15 protein-coding genes are annotated in these 15979 nt (G+C 64.9%); 12 read left to right on the forward strand and 3 right to left on the reverse strand.

The genetic code is table 11. The annotated features are described in order from the left end of the window. Window positions 1-675, reverse strand: coding sequence for a haloacid dehalogenase type II (locus tag F7O44_RS07260; RefSeq protein ID WP_162449568.1), 675 nt, complete (start codon window positions 673-675; stop codon window positions 1-3). A gap of 307 nt (window positions 676-982) precedes the next feature. On the opposite strand from F7O44_RS07260, the gene F7O44_RS07265 reads away from it, so the two are divergent. Beyond that, the gene (locus F7O44_RS07265; protein ID WP_222851154.1) at window positions 983-1855 is read left to right on the forward strand and encodes a cytochrome c biogenesis CcdA family protein; all 873 of its coding nucleotides are present in this window, start codon (window positions 983-985) and stop codon (window positions 1853-1855) included. A 38-nt stretch (window positions 1856-1893) separates the two neighbouring features. Here the strand turns inward: F7O44_RS07265 and F7O44_RS07270 are convergent, their stop codons facing one another. Further along, window positions 1894-2562 (reverse strand): hypothetical protein, encoded by a 669-nt coding sequence (locus F7O44_RS07270; RefSeq protein ID WP_162449569.1) that lies wholly within the window; start codon window positions 2560-2562, stop codon window positions 1894-1896. Window positions 2563-2789: 227 nt separating this feature from the next. Beyond that, a complete protein-coding gene (locus F7O44_RS07275) occupies window positions 2790-3797 on the reverse strand; it encodes a DDE-type integrase/transposase/recombinase (RefSeq protein ID WP_222851155.1) in 1008 nt (335 codons plus the stop codon). Between the two features lie 698 nt (window positions 3798-4495). On the opposite strand from F7O44_RS07275, the gene F7O44_RS07280 reads away from it, so the two are divergent. From F7O44_RS07280 to F7O44_RS07330, 11 genes are all read left to right on the forward strand, one after another. Continuing rightward, window positions 4496-5860 carry a cation:proton antiporter gene (locus F7O44_RS07280; protein ID WP_162449570.1) on the forward strand — a complete coding sequence of 455 codons (1365 nt, stop codon included), beginning with the start codon at window positions 4496-4498 and terminating at the stop codon, window positions 5858-5860. A gap of 69 nt (window positions 5861-5929) precedes the next feature. Beyond that, window positions 5930-6259, forward strand: a complete 330-nt coding sequence (locus F7O44_RS07285) for a TcmI family type II polyketide cyclase (protein ID WP_162449571.1) — start codon at window positions 5930-5932, stop codon at window positions 6257-6259. Window positions 6260-6297: 38 nt separating this feature from the next. After that, window positions 6298-7554 (forward strand): beta-ketoacyl-[acyl-carrier-protein] synthase family protein, encoded by a 1257-nt coding sequence (locus F7O44_RS07290; protein WP_162449572.1) that lies wholly within the window; start codon window positions 6298-6300, stop codon window positions 7552-7554. Then, window positions 7551-8804 carry a ketosynthase chain-length factor gene (locus F7O44_RS07295; RefSeq protein WP_162449573.1) on the forward strand — a complete coding sequence of 418 codons (1254 nt, stop codon included), beginning with the start codon at window positions 7551-7553 and terminating at the stop codon, window positions 8802-8804. The genes F7O44_RS07290 and F7O44_RS07295 overlap by 4 nt, the downstream gene beginning before the upstream one ends. Further along, entirely contained in the window at window positions 8801-9073 is a 273-nt protein-coding gene (locus tag F7O44_RS07300) for an acyl carrier protein (protein ID WP_162449574.1), read from the forward strand. The genes F7O44_RS07295 and F7O44_RS07300 overlap by 4 nt, the downstream gene beginning before the upstream one ends. Before the next feature lie 13 nt (window positions 9074-9086). After that, the gene (gene fabG / locus F7O44_RS07305) at window positions 9087-9872 is read left to right on the forward strand and encodes a 3-oxoacyl-ACP reductase FabG (RefSeq protein ID WP_162449575.1); all 786 of its coding nucleotides are present in this window, start codon (window positions 9087-9089) and stop codon (window positions 9870-9872) included. 11 nt (window positions 9873-9883) lie between these two features. After that, window positions 9884-10831: an aromatase/cyclase gene (locus F7O44_RS07310; protein ID WP_162449576.1), complete on the forward strand. Its 948-nt coding sequence runs from the start codon at window positions 9884-9886 to the stop codon at window positions 10829-10831. Between the two features lie 2 nt (window positions 10832-10833). Continuing rightward, on the forward strand, window positions 10834-12333 hold the full coding sequence (locus tag F7O44_RS07315) for an FAD-dependent monooxygenase (protein ID WP_162449577.1): 1500 nt from the start codon (window positions 10834-10836) through the stop codon (window positions 12331-12333). 38 nt (window positions 12334-12371) lie between these two features. Then, the gene (locus tag F7O44_RS07320; RefSeq protein ID WP_162449578.1) at window positions 12372-14066 is read left to right on the forward strand and encodes an NAD(P)/FAD-dependent oxidoreductase; all 1695 of its coding nucleotides are present in this window, start codon (window positions 12372-12374) and stop codon (window positions 14064-14066) included. Window positions 14067-14140: 74 nt separating this feature from the next. Beyond that, complete coding sequence (locus tag F7O44_RS07325; RefSeq protein ID WP_222851156.1) at window positions 14141-14944, forward strand: nitroreductase/quinone reductase family protein; 804 nt, start codon at window positions 14141-14143, stop codon at window positions 14942-14944. 100 nt (window positions 14945-15044) lie between these two features. After that, entirely contained in the window at window positions 15045-15800 is a 756-nt protein-coding gene (locus F7O44_RS07330) for an SDR family oxidoreductase (RefSeq protein ID WP_162449579.1), read from the forward strand. The last annotated feature ends 179 nt before the right edge of the window (window positions 15801-15979 follow it).

The following is a 15979-nucleotide window of genomic DNA, read 5'->3' on the forward strand; positions in this document are numbered from 1 at the left end:
TCATCCGGCAGGCAGGTCGAGCAGGCGCTGGACTACGTCCGGCAGGGTGTCGCCCGTGACGTCGGGCGCGGCGAAGATCTCCGGGTAGCGCTTTTCGAGCCGGGCAACCCACCCAGTGGTCAGCCCAGCCTGGTGGGCGCCGTGTGTGTCCCAGGCGTGTGCGGCGACGAGGGCGACCTGGCCGGGAGAAACGCCGGTGCTGTCGGCGGCATGCCGGTATATCTCCGGTGCCGGTTTCCAGCGGCGTACGTCATCCACCGACAGCACCTGTTCGATGTCGTTGTCTAGACCGGCGCGGCGGAGCAGGGCACTGGTGTTCTGGGCCGAGCCGTTGGTCAAGGTCACCATCCGCACCCCCGCCTCCCGCGTGAGTTGTACCGCGGGTGCGACGTCCGGGTGGGGATCCAGCTCGGTGAATCCGGAAAGCACTGTGCGCAGCGCGTCGTCACTCAGCTCTTCTCCCGCCGTGGAGCGCAGCGCGGAGGTCGCGATCTCGCCGAACGGGCGGTAGCCGCCGCTGGCCACCAGAGCGAAGGCATCTCTGAGCAACCGGGAGAACCAGAGCTCCAGGACGTGGCCGGGCTGCCCGGCGTCCACCAGCCGTTGGCGGATCGGTTCCAGCGGGAACAGTGTCTCGATCACGTCGAAGGCGATGACCGACGGACGGGTGACCATAAACCGATCCTCCCATGATCATGAGCACTTCGTGACCGTCTCGGGCGTTGAGTGTTCATGATCGTGAGCGACGCGGTTGTCGCTTCAGGTGGAGATTAAGGATTCCTTACGAGCAGCCGGCGCGGGATCAAGCCGGCGCCCGGTGTCGTTGACTGGGCACAATGGCGCGAAGACGAAGGAGTTTGTTGTGAGGGTGCGATCGAAGCTGCTCACGTTGGCGGATGGCGAGGGCAACGTCACCCACCGCGGATCATTGAGCCGGGACCAGCTCAATGATCATGTGGCTGAGCTGGCAGGCTGAGCGGCTGTGGAGGGTCTGCCGATCGCACTGGCAGTAGCCGCCGGCATGCTGGCGGTGGTGAATCCGTGTGGATTCGCGCTCCTGCCGGCGTACGCGTCGTTCCTGGTCATCGGCGACGATTCACCCGACCGGATCGCGGCGATCCGGCGCGCACTCGGATTCGCCTTGGCCATGACAGCCGGGTTCGCGGCGGTGTTCGGCGTGTTCGGTGTGCTGCTGTCGCTGGTCTCCAACACCAGCGGCGTCCAGCGATTCCTGCCCTGGTTCACGGTGGTTCTGGGGATCGGTCTCCTGGGCTTGGGCGGGTGGCTGATCGCCGGGAAGAACATCCCGGGGATGCGTTTCGGCGTCAAAGGCCCGGAGCTGACCCGCTCCATGGGGTCGATGGCCGCGTTCGGCATCACTTACGCGATCGCTTCGCTCAGCTGTACGTTCGTGCCGTTCCTGATCACGGTGGTGGCGAGCTTCCGCTCCGGCTCGTTCGCCGGTGGCCTGGCCGTGTTCGGCGCGTATGCGCTCGGCATGGGGCTCGTCGTCGTGTCGGTTTCGCTGGCCGTTGCGCTGGCGCAGACCACCGTGGTCACGTGGCTGCGCAAGGCCGGGCGGCTGGTTCCCCGTATCGGCGGCGGGCTCTTGCTGGTCGCGGGCGCCTATGTGGCGTACTACGGCTGGTACGAGATCAGAGTGTTCCGCGGCGACGCGGTCGATGATCCGGTGATCGGTGTCGGCGAAGGAATCCAGAGCTGGCTGTCCAACATGATCAACAGCGCAGGTGTGGGTGTATTCCTCGGGGCCGCTGCTGCGCTTCTCGGCGCTGCCCTGGGGTTGGCCTGGTGGTTGCGGCGCAGGAGCAGCGCGTCGAGCGAACTCTCTCCATGATCACGGTCAGATAGATGGTCGGTACGGTCACTTGGTGATCATGGGTGAGGTGGCTCCGTATCGTCGTGCGGTTTGGCATCGCGTTCGACTTCGGGGAGCGACTCGGCTAGACGGCGTTGCTCCGCGCGGCGTTTGACGCGGGCCATACGGAAGAGCACGAGCGGGGGCACCGTCCCGACGACGAACAGCACCAGACCCCAGACCAGCTCCTTCTCGATGAACAGCACTGGTGATGCCAGCATCAGGCAGATGAAACTCACGCCGAAGATCAGCATCGGCAGGCAACCGTCGCGCCAGGGCCGCTCGTCCGGCCCAACGTCGGCGAAGACGAGGATCACGTTGGCCAGCGCGGTGAAGAACCGGCGTGTCCGGGATGGATTGTCGACCTGCTTCGGCGCCGGCCGGCCCAGCAATAGGAGCACGGTCGGCAGCAATGTCGACGCCGTATACACCGTACGCCAAACGTCGAAGGGGCCGATGATCGCGATCAGCCCGAGCAACAGCAGTATCCCGGCCGCCACGACGGCCAGCCAGTAGTAACGCCTGCCACTGATCAGACTGGCCGCACCGGCCAGCATCAGCGCAGCCAGCACGATGTGGACCACATCGAGATCCTGGAGGCTGCCCAGCGCGATCAGTAGTGGGTAGAGCAGGGCGTGAGCTGCGAGCAGGAGGGCAGCGAGGCGGCGGGCCAGGAGTGGGGTCACGAGCAGGATTATTGACCACCTGGCACTTCGATACCGTCAGGTGGTGCCGGAACGGGATTTCCGGCCCGAATGGCACCTGGTGGTATTGAAGTCGCGCCTCGGTGGCTGTCGAGGTTGGATGGGGAACCGGGTGATAGGCAACCTCGGTGCAACGTAGTGCCTCATGTCAAACTGCCCGCGAAATCTGGTCGGTGCCTCAGTTAGGAATGCCCGCGAAAAAAGGGGGGTCAGCTGGCGGCCTTGATTCGGATGCCTTTGTGGACGTTGGGTAGGGCGGTGGGGAAGCTGGCGAGGTCGAGCTGTTCGGTCTTCTCCTTGGCCAGTACCAGTAGCCGGTTCTGTAGGTCGGCGATCTGGCGGGCGATGGCGGCTGGGTTGAGACTGTCGCGGTAGGCGATCAACTCGGCCTGTTGAGTCGGGGCGAGGACATTCGCTGCGAGCAGGCGGTCCAGCGGCGTGGCCGGCGTGTCGTAGAGGCGCGTGCGGCGGCCTGCGGCGTCGGCGCCGAACCCGACCGGTTTCTTGGTCGGCGTCAGGTAGTTCAACCGGTCGTTGGTCAGCTGCCAGAGCCGGTTGAGCACGACGCGTTCGGCTTCGGTGTCGTAGCGGTAGTAGAAGCTGTACTTGCGGACCAGGTGGTTGTTCTTCGACTCCACGGTTGCTTGATCGTTCTTCTTGTACGGCCGGGACCGGGTGAAGAAGATCTCCCGGTCAGCGGCCCACTTGATCACAGCCTTGTTCAAGAACTCCGAACCATTGTCAAAGTCCAGCCTGACCACCTCGAACGGGACCTTCTCGGTGGCAGCCTTAAGCGCGGCGAGGATGTGAGTGTGGGCGTTGTTGCGCACGGTGCGGGTGAACACCCAGCCGGTATGCACGCAGGTGAGGTTGACCGTGCGGGCGAACTCGCCCTTCAACGTCGGCCCGCAATGCGCGACGGTATCGCCTTCGAAGAACCCAGGCTCGGCCTCGACCTCATCCCCTGCCTTGCGGATCTTGATCGACGAGCGCAGCAACGGCGACGGTTTCGTCGTCGCCACACCCTTGATCTGATCGCTGGCCTTGGCCGGCTTCAGATACCGATCGATCGTCGCCGCGCTCATCGCGAGCAACTCTTCTCGCACCACCGGGGTAAAGCGGGCCTTGCCGTCGATGACCCTGCCATCGAACAGCTCGCCGTGGCGCTGCAGCGGTGTCGAGCAGGACCCGCATCGACGCCGCCAGATACTTCCCACACTGCCCGCCTGAGGCCGCCCAGACCCACTGCAGGACCTTGATCGCGTCGTAGGAATACTTCGGCGAACGCGGCTTGCGTGGCCGCACCGCGACACTCTGACCGGAGCCAGGCTTGGCCTTCGCGGCCGCGGTCAGTCGACGCCGGGCGTTATCCCGCGACCACCCAGTCACGCCCACCACCTGGTCCAGGACCTGGCCCTTGTCCATCTTCGACGCCTTCGCATACGCCCTCGCGTACCTGCTAGTGACCTCGGCACGAGACGTCATCGACAACCCACTCCTCATGCCCCGACAGCATCACCGTTACGCGGGCATTCCCACCTGAGGCACGGAGAGCATTTCGCGGGCATCTTTCATGAGTCTCGTCGGCCTATTGACTCCAGTGTGGCGGGGTGTCACACTTTTTTCAGCGGACAAGGTTTGTCCAACTCCAGCCGCAGCTACGACGCAGGCCAGTCTCGCCTGCGTCGTTTTTCTTGTTGCCAGTCCAGCCTTTGGTGTGGCTCCGGGCCTCATGGCGTGAATTCAACCCTTCGGTACCAATCCCAGCGCTCGCGCCGCGCCGAGGCTGTGCCGCGCCTGGCGCGGTTCTTGTGAGCGAGCAACCATCTTCGCCAGTCAGCATCACCCGGCTCAGCCCTGTCCGGCTTCGTCATCGACGGCGCCGATGAGCTGAGTCTGTCTCACGGAGGTCAGCATGGCCGTTCACGGCGTGCCTGTGGAAGTCGTGGTTACGGCGAACATCGCGATCGTTTTGATCGTCGGCGTCGTGATGGTGCAAGTGTTCAGAAGGATCTACCAACCTCCGGTGATCGCCGAGATAGCAGCCGGACTGATGCTCGGACCGAGTCTGCTCGGTTTGCTCCCGGGTGACATCCCTGAGGTGATCTTCCCGCTCGAGGCGCGGCCGATGCTTTCGGCTGTCGCAGAGGTGGGATTGCTGCTATTCATGTTCTTGATCGGCTGGGAGCTGGACCTCACCAAGCTTCGTCGACGGAAACGGGCCCTGTTTCCCATCGCGGGTCTGTCGATGGCTGTGCCCTTCGCTTTGGGGGCTGCCGCCGCAGCGCTGCTGCTGACCAAGTACAAAGGCGCGAACGCCAGCACCGGGGTCTTCGTCTTCTATCTGGCCACTGCGTTTTCGATCACTGCTTTCCCGGTGCTCGCCCGGATCATCCGGGACAGCCGGATATCGAAGACTACTGTGGGCGTCACCGCGATCGCGTGTGCCGCGATCGGCGACGTGGTCGCCTGGTGTGTGCTCGTGCTGCTGCTTGCCGTAGTTGATGCGAACGACGTCGGGCAGTTTTTCGTAACCGTGGGGCTGACCGTTGCCTTCGGGCTGGTCGTCGGTTGTGTGGTTCGCCCGCTGCTGCGAGCCGTCCTGCGCCGCGCGGACCGTCCCGCGATGGCGGGGACGCTGAGCGCGCTGGTGGCATCTGGTGTGTTCCTTTCCGCCTACGCGACCTCGTGGATCGGAGTCCACGCCATCTTCGGGGCGTTCGCCGTCGGACTGGCGATGCCGCGAGACGGTGGGCGGGGCCTGGAGCAGGCTGTCGGGGTTCCGCTGGAGAAAGTCGCCGCGTTGTTGTTGCCGGTCTTCTTCATCGTCACCGGCCTATCGGTGGATATCAGCGCCCTGGGGTGGTCCGGCCTGCTGGCACTGACACTCGTCATCGGTTTGGCGATTGTCGGAAAATTCGCCGGCGCGGCCGTCCCTGCTCGATTGTCGGGGATGAACTGGAGGGACTCCGCCGCTCTCGGGACGCTGATGAACACGCGAGGTCTGACCGAGATCGTCGTGCTGAACATCGGTCTTCAGCGGGGAATCATCGATTCGGAGATGTTCACCATGATGATCGCCATGGCTCTGATGACTACCGCGATGGCCGGCCCACTGCTCAGGTGGCTTAGGGTGACGCCGCCCGTGATGCCCGATCCGATGGTGCCCCCTACTCCCGTGCTTACTCGGCATCACTCCGGGCGCCGGCACCCGCCTCGCGCGGATCTGAATGTACGGAAGGAACCCACCCACGAGGTCCGTCCCGTTGTGCGTGACTGACCAGGTCCTTTCCAGACCTCGGTGTGGTTCTCCCGTGCTCGTTCGACATTCGTTCGAGAGAGGAACTCCATGTACAGCACGCTGATCGTAGCCCGGATGCGCCCGGGGGCCGATGACGAAGTGGGCCGGCTGTTCGACGAGTTTGACCACACCGAGATGCCGCACATCATGGGCACCCGTCGGCGCCAGCTCTTCCGATTTCACGGCCTGTATTTCCATCTTCAGGACTTCGACATCGACGACGGCGGAGCGGCGATCGAGAAAGCGAGGACCGACCCGCGATTCATCCAGATCAGTACCGATCTCAGGCCGCACATTACCGCCTATGACCCGGCCACGTGGCGCTCGCCGAAAGATGCGATGGCCACGCGTTTCTATCACTGGGCAAGACCGTCCTGAACAGCGCTTGAGGACGTTCGGAGCCGAAGGAGTAGCCCATGCGACGGCGAGTAGTGATCACCGGTATCGGGGTCATAGCACCGGGTGGTCCGAGTACGAAGGAGTTCTGGGAATTGCTCAGTGCGGGCAGAACGGCAACCAGAACGATCACCTTTTTCGACCCGGCGCCGTTCCGCTCTCGCGTCGCGGCCGAGGCCGACTTCGACCCGGAAATGAGTGGCCTCGGCCCACAGGAGATCCGGCGTATGGACCGGGCCGCGCAGTTCGCGGTGGTCACCGGTAACCAAGCGATAGCGGACGCGGGCCTCCAGGTGAGCGGCATGAACCCGTACCGCACCGGTGTGACGGTGGGCACCGCGGTGGGCGCCACGATGGGCCTGGACCGGGAGTATCGCGTGGTCAGCAATGGCGGGCGTCTGGACGCCGTCGATCATGCCTACGCCGTGCCACACCTGTACGGCTATTTCGTCCCCAGCTCTTTCGCGGCCGAGGTGGCGCACTCGGTGCGGGCCGAAGGTCCGGTCGGCGTGGTGTCCACCGGGTGCACGTCCGGGTTGGATGCTGTGGCGCACGCGGTTGAGCAGATCCGAGAGGGTGAGGCCGACGTGATGGTGGCAGGAGCCACCGACGCACCGATCTCGCCGATCACCGTGGCCTGTTTCGACGCGATCAAGGCGACCACGGCGCGCAACGACGATCCAGAGCATGCGTCGAGGCCGTTTGACCGCACTCGCGACGGGTTCGTGCTGGGAGAAGGCGCGGCGATGTTCGTCCTCGAAGAATACGAGGGCGCCCGCGCTCGTGGAGCCAAGATGTACGCGGAGATCACCGGATATGCCAACCGTTGTAACGCCTTTCACATGACCGGCCTGCGTCCTGACGGGCGAGAGATGGCAGAGGCGATCCGCCTGGCCTTGGCTGAGGCCGGGCTCGCTCCCGTTGATATCGACTACATCAACGCGCATGGTTCGGGTACCAAACAGAACGACCGGCACGAGACGGCAGCGTTCAAACGGAGTTTGGGAAAACACGCCTACCGGGTGCCTGTCAGCTCGATCAAGTCGATGATCGGACACTCACTCGGCGCCATCGGATCGCTGGAGATCGCCGCTTCCGCGCTGGCCATCGAACACAACATGGTTCCACCGACGGCCAATTTGAATGAGGCGGATCCTGAATGCGACCTGGACTACGTGCCGCATGAGGCCAGAGCGTGGCCGACGGACGCGGTGCTGACCGTCGGGAGCGGTTTCGGCGGTTTCCAGAGCGCGATGGTGCTGCGGAGGGCCACATGAGCGCGCCGGTCGTGGTCACCGGCATGGGGGTTGTGGCGCCGACGGGTCTCGGTGCGGCTGAGCACTGGGCCGCCACTCGTGCCGGAACCACCCGCATCCGGCAAGTCCAGCGTTTCGATCCAGAGGGTTACCCGTCCCGACTAGCCGGGGAGGTGAGCTCCTTCGTTGCGGAGGAGCACATACCGAGCCGGTTGATCCCTCAGACGGATCACATGACCCGGATGGCACTGACCGCGGCGGATTGGGCACTCGACGACGCCGGGGTAAGTCCGGAGGAGTGGCCCGAGTTCGACATCGGCGTGGTCACCGCCAGTTCGTCGGGCGGCTTCGAATTCGGCCAGGGAGAGCTGCGGAACCTGTGGCGCAGAGGTGGCGCGTTCGTCAGCGCCTACCAGTCCTTTGCCTGGTTCTACGCGGTGAATACCGGACAGATCTCGATCCGGCACGGCCTGCGTGGACCCAGCGGCGTGCTCGTCGCCGACCAGGCAGGAGGGCTGGATGCGATCGCTCAAGCCCGTCGGCTGGTGCGTCGCGGGTGCCGGATCAGCATCGCCGGTGGCGTGGACGGCTCGATCTGCCCGTGGGGATGGGTGGCTCAACTGGCTGGGGGCCGGATGAGCACTGTCGCCGACCCGGCGCAGGCCTATCGGCCCTTCGCTGCCGACGCGTCGGGCCACGTGCCCGGCGAGGGAGGGGCGCTGCTGGTCGTGGAGGATGCCGAATCAGCTCGGCGCCGCCAGGTCCCGGTTTATGGAGAGATCGCGGGGTATGCCGCGACGTTCGACTCGCCCGCGCACAGCGGTCACGAACCCGGGTTGCGGCGGGCGATTGAGCAGGCCTTGGAGAACGCCGGCGAAGCTCCACACGCCGTCGACGTCGTGTTCGCAGACGCGGCCGCGGTCCCGGACCTGGACAGGGCGGAAGCCAACGCGATCAGGAAGGTCTTCGGCGCGCGAGGTGTGCCGGTCACCGCGCCGAAGACCATGACCGGCCGGCTGCTTTCTGGCGCCGGGTCGCTCGACGTGGCCACTGCGCTGCTGGCTATCAGGGACCAGGTGGTGCCGCCGACGGTGAATACCGTGCCGCGGCCCGAGCACCAACTCGATCTCATACTCGGTGCCTCGAGGGAGATGCCCGTCAGCACGGCGCTCGTGCTGGCCCGGGGATATGGCGGATTCAACAGCGCAATGGTTGTGCGGAGGGCCGGGTGGGCCGGACCACCGGAGGAGAGCGAGAGGAGCGAACGATGAGTGAGCAGGAAGCGACGATCGATGGTCTCAAGCAGATCCTGCGGGAGGTCGCCGGGCAGGCGGACGGTGTCGACCTGGAGGGAGACATCCTTGACCGCACCTTCGAGGAGCTGGGTTACGACTCACTGGCGTTGCTGGAGACCGGTTCGCGGCTGGAGCGGGCGGTCGGCGTCAAGTTGGACGACTCCACCCTCAACGAGGTCCAGACGCCGCGCGAGCTGCTCGCCGCGGTCAACGAGAACCGTCCGGTCCGCTTTGACGCGGCCTGATCTGGGAGGACACATGCCAGCCACAACACCGCGGACCGCCCTGGTCACCGGTGCCACCAGTGGCATCGGACTGGCCGTGGCTGAGACCCTGGCCGCCGAAGGACACAGGGTCGTCATCTGCGCGCGCACCGCGTCGGCCGTGGAACTCACCGTGAAGCGACTACGGGACGACGATCTGGAGGTCTTCGGCACGACGGGCGACGTCGCCGATGCCGCCGATGTCCGCCGGATCGTGCAGGCGGCGGCGGACCAGGCCGGCCCCATCGACATCCTCGTCAACAATGCCGGGCGTAGCGGCGGCGGCGTGACGGCCGACATTGACGACGAACTCTGGTTCGACGTCATCGACACTAATCTCAACAGCGTCTTTCGTATGACCAGAGAAGTTCTGAATACCGGCGGCATGCGGCATCTCGGCTGGGGCCGGATCGTGAACATTGCCTCAACCGCAGGCAAGCAAGGTGTTGTGCTCGGTGCCCCGTACTCGGCGTCGAAACACGGCGTCGTCGGATTCACCAAAGCCCTCGGAAACGAGCTGGCTCCGACCGGGATCACGGTAAACGCGGTCTGCCCCGGGTACGTGGAGACACCGATGGCGCAGCGGGTCCGGCAAGGTTACGCGCGCGTCTGGGACACCTCGGAGGACGAGGTGCTGACCAAGTTCCAAGCAAAGATCCCGCTGGGCCGGTACACGGTCCCCGCCGAGGTTGCGGGTCTCGTCGGCTATCTGGTCACCGACAGTGCCGCGCCGGTCACCGCGCAGGCGATCAACGTCTGTGGCGGCCTGGGCAACTTCTGAAGGAGGCATACATGAACTCGCCGGACCGTCGTGAGGTCGAGCACGAGATCACCGTGGCTGCGCCGGCTGCCGCGGTCTATGGGGTCATCGCGGATGTCCGGCATTGGCCGGAGATGTTTCCGCCGACAGTCCACGCAGAATATGTGGAACGCAACGGACGCGAAGAGCGGATACGCATCTGGGCCACTGCCAACGGGGAAGCGAAGAGCTGGACGTCGCGACGCATGCTTGACGGCGAACAGTTCCGGATCGACTTCCGGCAGGAGGTGTCCACTGCGCCGGTGGCCGAGATGGGCGGAACCTGGCTGGTGGAGCCGTTGTCTCCGCGGGAGTCAAGGGTCCGTCTGCTGCATTACTTCCGCGCGGTCGATGACGATCCGGCCAGCCTGAGCTGGATCGACCGGGCGGTGGACACCAACAGCCACGCCGAGCTGGCCGCGTTGAAGAACAGTGTCGAACTCGCGGCCGACGACCAGGGCGGATGCAAGCTGTCCTTCGAGGACACGATCCGGGCTGAAGCTACCGCGAAAGACATGTACGACTTCATCAACGAGGCACAACTGTGGGACGAGCGGTTGCCCCACGTGTCCTGGGTCTCCCTTTCCGAGTCGGCTCCTGGTCTGCAGACGCTGACGATGGATACACGCACCAAGGACGGCGACACGCACCGCACGGAGTCGGTGCGGGTGTGCCTTCCGAATCACACCATCGTCTACAAGCAGATCACGCTCCCGGCCCTGCTCGCGCTGCACACCGGAAGCTGGCGCTTCGTCGAGACGGAGTCCGGGGTGATCGCGACCTCGCGGCACACCGTTGTGATCGATCCGGAGAAGGTGACCGACGTGCTGGGCGCCGACGCCGACGTGGCGAAAGCACGGGAATTCATTCGCAACGCACTCGGCGCCAATAGCCGGGCGACTCTCGGCCACGCCCGGGAGTATGCCGAGAGCCGACGGTAGCCATGGACGCCGACGTCATCGTTGTCGGCGCCGGGCCCGTCGGCTTGCTGCTCGCCGGTGAGTTACGCCTCGGCGGCGCCGAGGTGACGGTCGTGGAGCGGCTGACCACACCGATGACCGAGTCCCGCGCGTCCACACTGCACGCCCGGAGCATGGAGATCCTGGAGCAGCGCGGACTATTCGACGGGCTGGAAACCCCGCCGAACCTGCCGGCCGGTCATTTCGGCGGGATCCGGCTAGACCTGAGTCAGCAGCCGAGCCGATTTCCCGGGCAGTGGAAACTCGCCCAGGCCGACCTCGAGCGCCTGCTCGCGGACTGGGCCCGGGGAATGGGCACACGAATACTGCGCGGCTACGACGTACGCACGGTCACGAGCAGCGAGGACGCCGTCGAGATCGGTGTTCACACTGCACGGGGACCGAAGCGGCTTCGTGCGGCACACGTCGTCGGTTGTGACGGTGACCAAAGCTCTGTTCGGCGGTTGGCGTCGTTCGACTTCCCGGGCTTGCCGGCAACCCGCGAGTTGTTCCGTTGCGACCTGACCGGCGTCGACATTCCGGACCGGCGGTTCGAACGGTTCGAGGACGGCCTGGCGATCGCAGCCACTCGGGATGGCGTGACCCGGGTGATGGTTCACGAGTTCGGCCGCTGGCCGGTGCGGCGGACCTCGGCTCCAGAGTTCACCGAGGTCGCTTCCGCATGGAAACGGGTCACCGGTGAGGACATCACCGGCGGCGCCGCGACTTGGGTCGACGCTTTCGACAACGCCAGCCGGCAGGTGTCGCGGTATCAGCAGGGACGGATGCTTCTGGCCGGTGACGCCGCTCATCGGCAGATGCCGGTCGGCGGGATGCCGCTCAACGTGGGACTGCAGGATGCGATGAATCTGGGGTGGAAGCTGGCCGCCGTCGTTCAGGGCTGGGCTCCGGTCGGGCTTCTCGGAACGTACGACGCCGAACGTCGCCCGGCCGGCCGGCAGGCATTGCACATGATCGATGCCCAGGCACACCTTCTACTCGGTGGTCCCGAGGTCGACGCGGTACGTGCGGTGCTGACCCGGTTGATCGAGTTGCCCGCTGTCCGCGACGAACTCGCCGCGATGGTCGGTGGGCTGGACGTGCGATACGAGCAGGGCGATCGTCTCGACGGAGCTCGGTTGCCATACGCCGTTCTGGAGACGGCTTCCCGGTCGACCACTACGACGGAGTTACTGCGAGCAGGCAGGGGGGTGCTGCTCGACCTCTCCGGGGACCAAACCCGAGGCGATGGGCTGGAGCAGCTGATACAGGACGTGCCGGGTGCGGTGAAGACGGAACGGGCGACGGTTCCCGACGGCTCGCCGCTGGCCGGGATCGACACCATTCTGGTGCGTCCGGACGGCCATGTGGCCTGGACCGGTGATTGTGACAGCGACCCGACGGCGGCCCTGTGCCGCTGGTTCGGTGCGGTGAAGGAGGGCAGGTACTCGCCGGCTCGATCGGGGTCGGCGCATGACACGTGACAGGTATGAAGTTCGTCCTTTGAAAGGGGTCGTCGGTCATGGCTACTAAGGTCCGTTCGATTGAGAAAGCTGGAGAGACCGGCAACGTCCGCCAGTGTGATGTGATGATTCTGGGATCCGGGCTGGCGGGCTCCATCAGTGCGATGTGCCTGGCCAGTCAGGGGTTCAAAGTCGCCCTGGTGGACGCCGGGCAACATCCGCGCTTCGCCATCGGTGAGTCGATGACGCCACAGCTGATCGAGTGGTTGCAGATCCTCCGGGCGCGGTTCGACGTGCCCGAACTGGAGCACCTGTTCGACATCAAGGCGACGACGAAACACATCGGCCCGCACCACGGCAAGAAGCAGAGTTTCGGATTCATCCGCCAGGTTCCCGGCAAGGAGCCGGACCCGCGCGAGGCGACCATGTTCGTCATACCCAAGGTGCTGACCGAAGCGAGTCACCTGTTCCGGCAGGAGACCGATCAGTACTACTTCCACGTAGCGGCGAAGTACGGATGCATCACCCGGCAGAACTGGCGGGCTACCGATCTTGATTTCGACGACGACGGTGTGACCGTCACCGGGCACAACGGTGAGGTCTTCCGGGCGCGGTATCTGATCGATGCCAGCGGGTTCCGTTCGCCGCTGGCCGAGAAGTTCGGTCTGCGCGAGGAGCCGGCCAGGTTCAAGCATCATTCGCGGTCGTTGTTCACGCATTACGTGGGGGTCAAACCGTTCGACGATGTGTGTCATCACCCTCGCAGCCTGCGTCCGCCGGCGCCGTGGAACGGCGGGACGCTGCATCACATGATCGACCGGGGCTGGTTCTGGATCATTCCGTTCAACAACACAAAGGAGTCCACGAACCCGGTCTGCAGTGTCGGTCTGACCTTCGATCCGCGCAAGTATCCGAAACCGGACAACATGACACCGGAGGAGGAGTTCCACCACTACCTGGACATGTATCCGTCGGTGAAGCGACAGTTCGTGGGTGCCCGCCGGGTCCGGGAGTGGGTCTCCACCGATCGGCTGCAGTACTCGTCGTCGCGGTCCATCGGGTACCGCTGGTGCCTGATGTCCCATGCGGCGGGATTCCTCGATCCGTTGTTCTCGCGTGGGCTGTCGAACACCTTCGAGGTCATGTACGCACTGCTCTCCCGCCTGGTCAAAGCACTGGACGACGACGACTTCTCGGTGGATCGATTCGAGTACGTGGACACGGTCGAACGTGGACTGCTGCAGTACAACGACGACCTGGTGAACAGTTCCTTCATCGCCTTCAACCACTTCCGGCTGTGGAACGCGGTGTTCCGGGTGTGGGCGGCGTTCCTGACACCAGGGGTGATGCGCCTGACTCGTGCCCGGCTGGACTACGCCCTGGATCAGGACGAGCGGCATTTCGAGGCGCTGGAGAACACCGCGTATCCCGGGCTGTGGTGGCCGGAGAGTTCGGAATTCAAGAACATTCTGGAGATCACCGCGGAGACATGTGAGAAGTACGAGGTGGGTGAACTCGACGGCGACGCGGCCGCCGACATCATCTTCAAGATGCTCAACGAGTGCGATCTGGTCAATCCGGTCTTCGGTTGGAAAGACCCGGAAGACACCCGTTTCGTGCTTCCGACCACCGCGATGATGGCCAAGTTCATGTACTGGGCCAACCGCAAGGCGCCGGCGGAAATGCAGCAACTCGGCCGGGCCTTCGTCGGCGGTCTCGTCAGATCGGGTGTCCGCGGCAAGAAGGTTCTGTAGCGACTCGCCGCTTGCATCGACGACGCCCCGAACGGGCCGTCGCACGCCCGAACACGGTCAGAAAGGACATACCCATGGCGAAGACAGCCACGCAGACCACCAAGAAGAAGGCCGAATCGGCGCCCGCGCCCGAACCGGAATCCTCGATGCCGCAGGAGCGCCCGGCGGATCCCGAACCGTCCGTAGCGTCGCAGCCTGCCACGTCCGAGGCTCCCATGCCGGAGCAGGAACCCGTAGCGATGGAGGCATCGGGAGCCGCCATGGTGCCTGCATCGATGCAGGCGCCGGCACCGGCCATGGAGGAAACCCAGGCGTTGAGCTCGTGGGCCACGACCAGGCCGGAGCTGAACGCCGGCAGGCTCATGCGGGCGTTCGTCCGCATCAACGTCTACTTCTATTCGAAGCCACCGTCGAAGCTCAGCAAGACGATCAACAAGCTGGGAATCAAGCTCAACGTCTTTCTCTATCAGCGTTCGCAGGGGCGGATCATGGGGCGCTTCGGAGATCTGGAGGCGTTGCTCATCACCACCACCGGCCGTAAGAGCGGGCAGCCGCGAACGGTGCCTCTTGGATACCTGTACGACCAGGGCCGGTTCATTGTCATCGCTGTGCCCGGGCATTTCGACATTCCCGGAGGCCCGAAGGCACTCGATCCGGCCTGGTATCTGAACCTGCAGGCGCATCCGCAGGCCAAGATAAACATCGGTCGGGAAATCATCGACGTCACCGCCACGACGGCCACAGGCGCCGAGCACGACAAATACTGGAATCAGTTCACCACGGCCTACCCGTTCATCAGCGAGTTCTTCAAGCGAGCCAATCGGCCGCCGCCGGTGGTCGTCCTCACCCCGAACGACCTGCACCCTGACTCGCTGTGAGGAACGGACCGGGGCCAAAGAGGTGGCGTGAAGGGGTGAGGTCGCCCCATTCACGCACCTTTTTGAGACTTCGACATCTCTTGACACGGAGGTACAGGCGATGAAGACATTCGAAGGAAAGACCGCACTGGTGACCGGCTCCAGTCGGGGGATCGGTCGCAGCGTAGCGCTGCGACTCGGGCAGGAAGGCGCACGAGTCGCCGTGCACTACCGCAGCAACGAGGCCGCGGCCAAAGAGGTAGTGGCGGCGATCGACGCAGCAGGCGGCAGCGCCTTCACCATCCAGGCCGAGCTCGGCGTGCCGGGTGACGCCGAGGCCCTGTTCGACCAGTTCGACCGAATCGCGGACGGGCTGGACATCCTCGTGAACAATGTCGGCGCCGAACCGGCCGAGATAGGCATCGGTGAGACCACCGAGGGGGGCTTCGACGCCGTCTTCGCTGTCAACGTCAAGGCACCGTTCTTCGTCACCAAGCAGGCCATGTCCCGGCTGCGCGATGGTGGCCGGATCGTCAATATCTCCTCAGGCATCAGCCGGAGCGCGTCATCCCAACCTGAATACGTCACGTACGCGATGGCGAAGAGCGGGCTGGACACACTTACGGCTGCGCTGGCCAAGCAGCTCGGCCCACGTGGCATTACGGTCAACACGGTGGCTCCGGGGCTGGTGGAGACCGAGCCGACTGCGGCGAAGCTGTTCAGTGAAGAGGCACGGCAGTTCGCCGCATCGCTGGCCTGCCTGGGCCGGCTCGGTCAGCCCGAGGACATCGCCGCCGTAGTGGCCTTCTTGGCGTCGGCGGACGGTGGCTGGGTGACCGGCCAGTGGCTGGACGCTTCTGGAGGAATGCTCCTCTAGCCCGCCTGCCGCATGCCGAAGCTATGTGGTGTGGGTCACATCAACCTCATGGCTGTCACGATCCGCCGATCATCAGCTCTCTTACGGGCAGACACCAATGATCGCGCGACAGCGGCGCAGAGACCGGAGCACGAAGTCGGTGTGGCGCCGGGTGGCCGGTTCGGCGGATCAAGCTGTGA

The sequence above is a fragment of the Phytoactinopolyspora mesophila genome (assembly GCF_010122465.1).
GTDB lineage: Bacteria > Actinomycetota > Actinomycetes > Jiangellales > Jiangellaceae > Phytoactinopolyspora > Phytoactinopolyspora mesophila.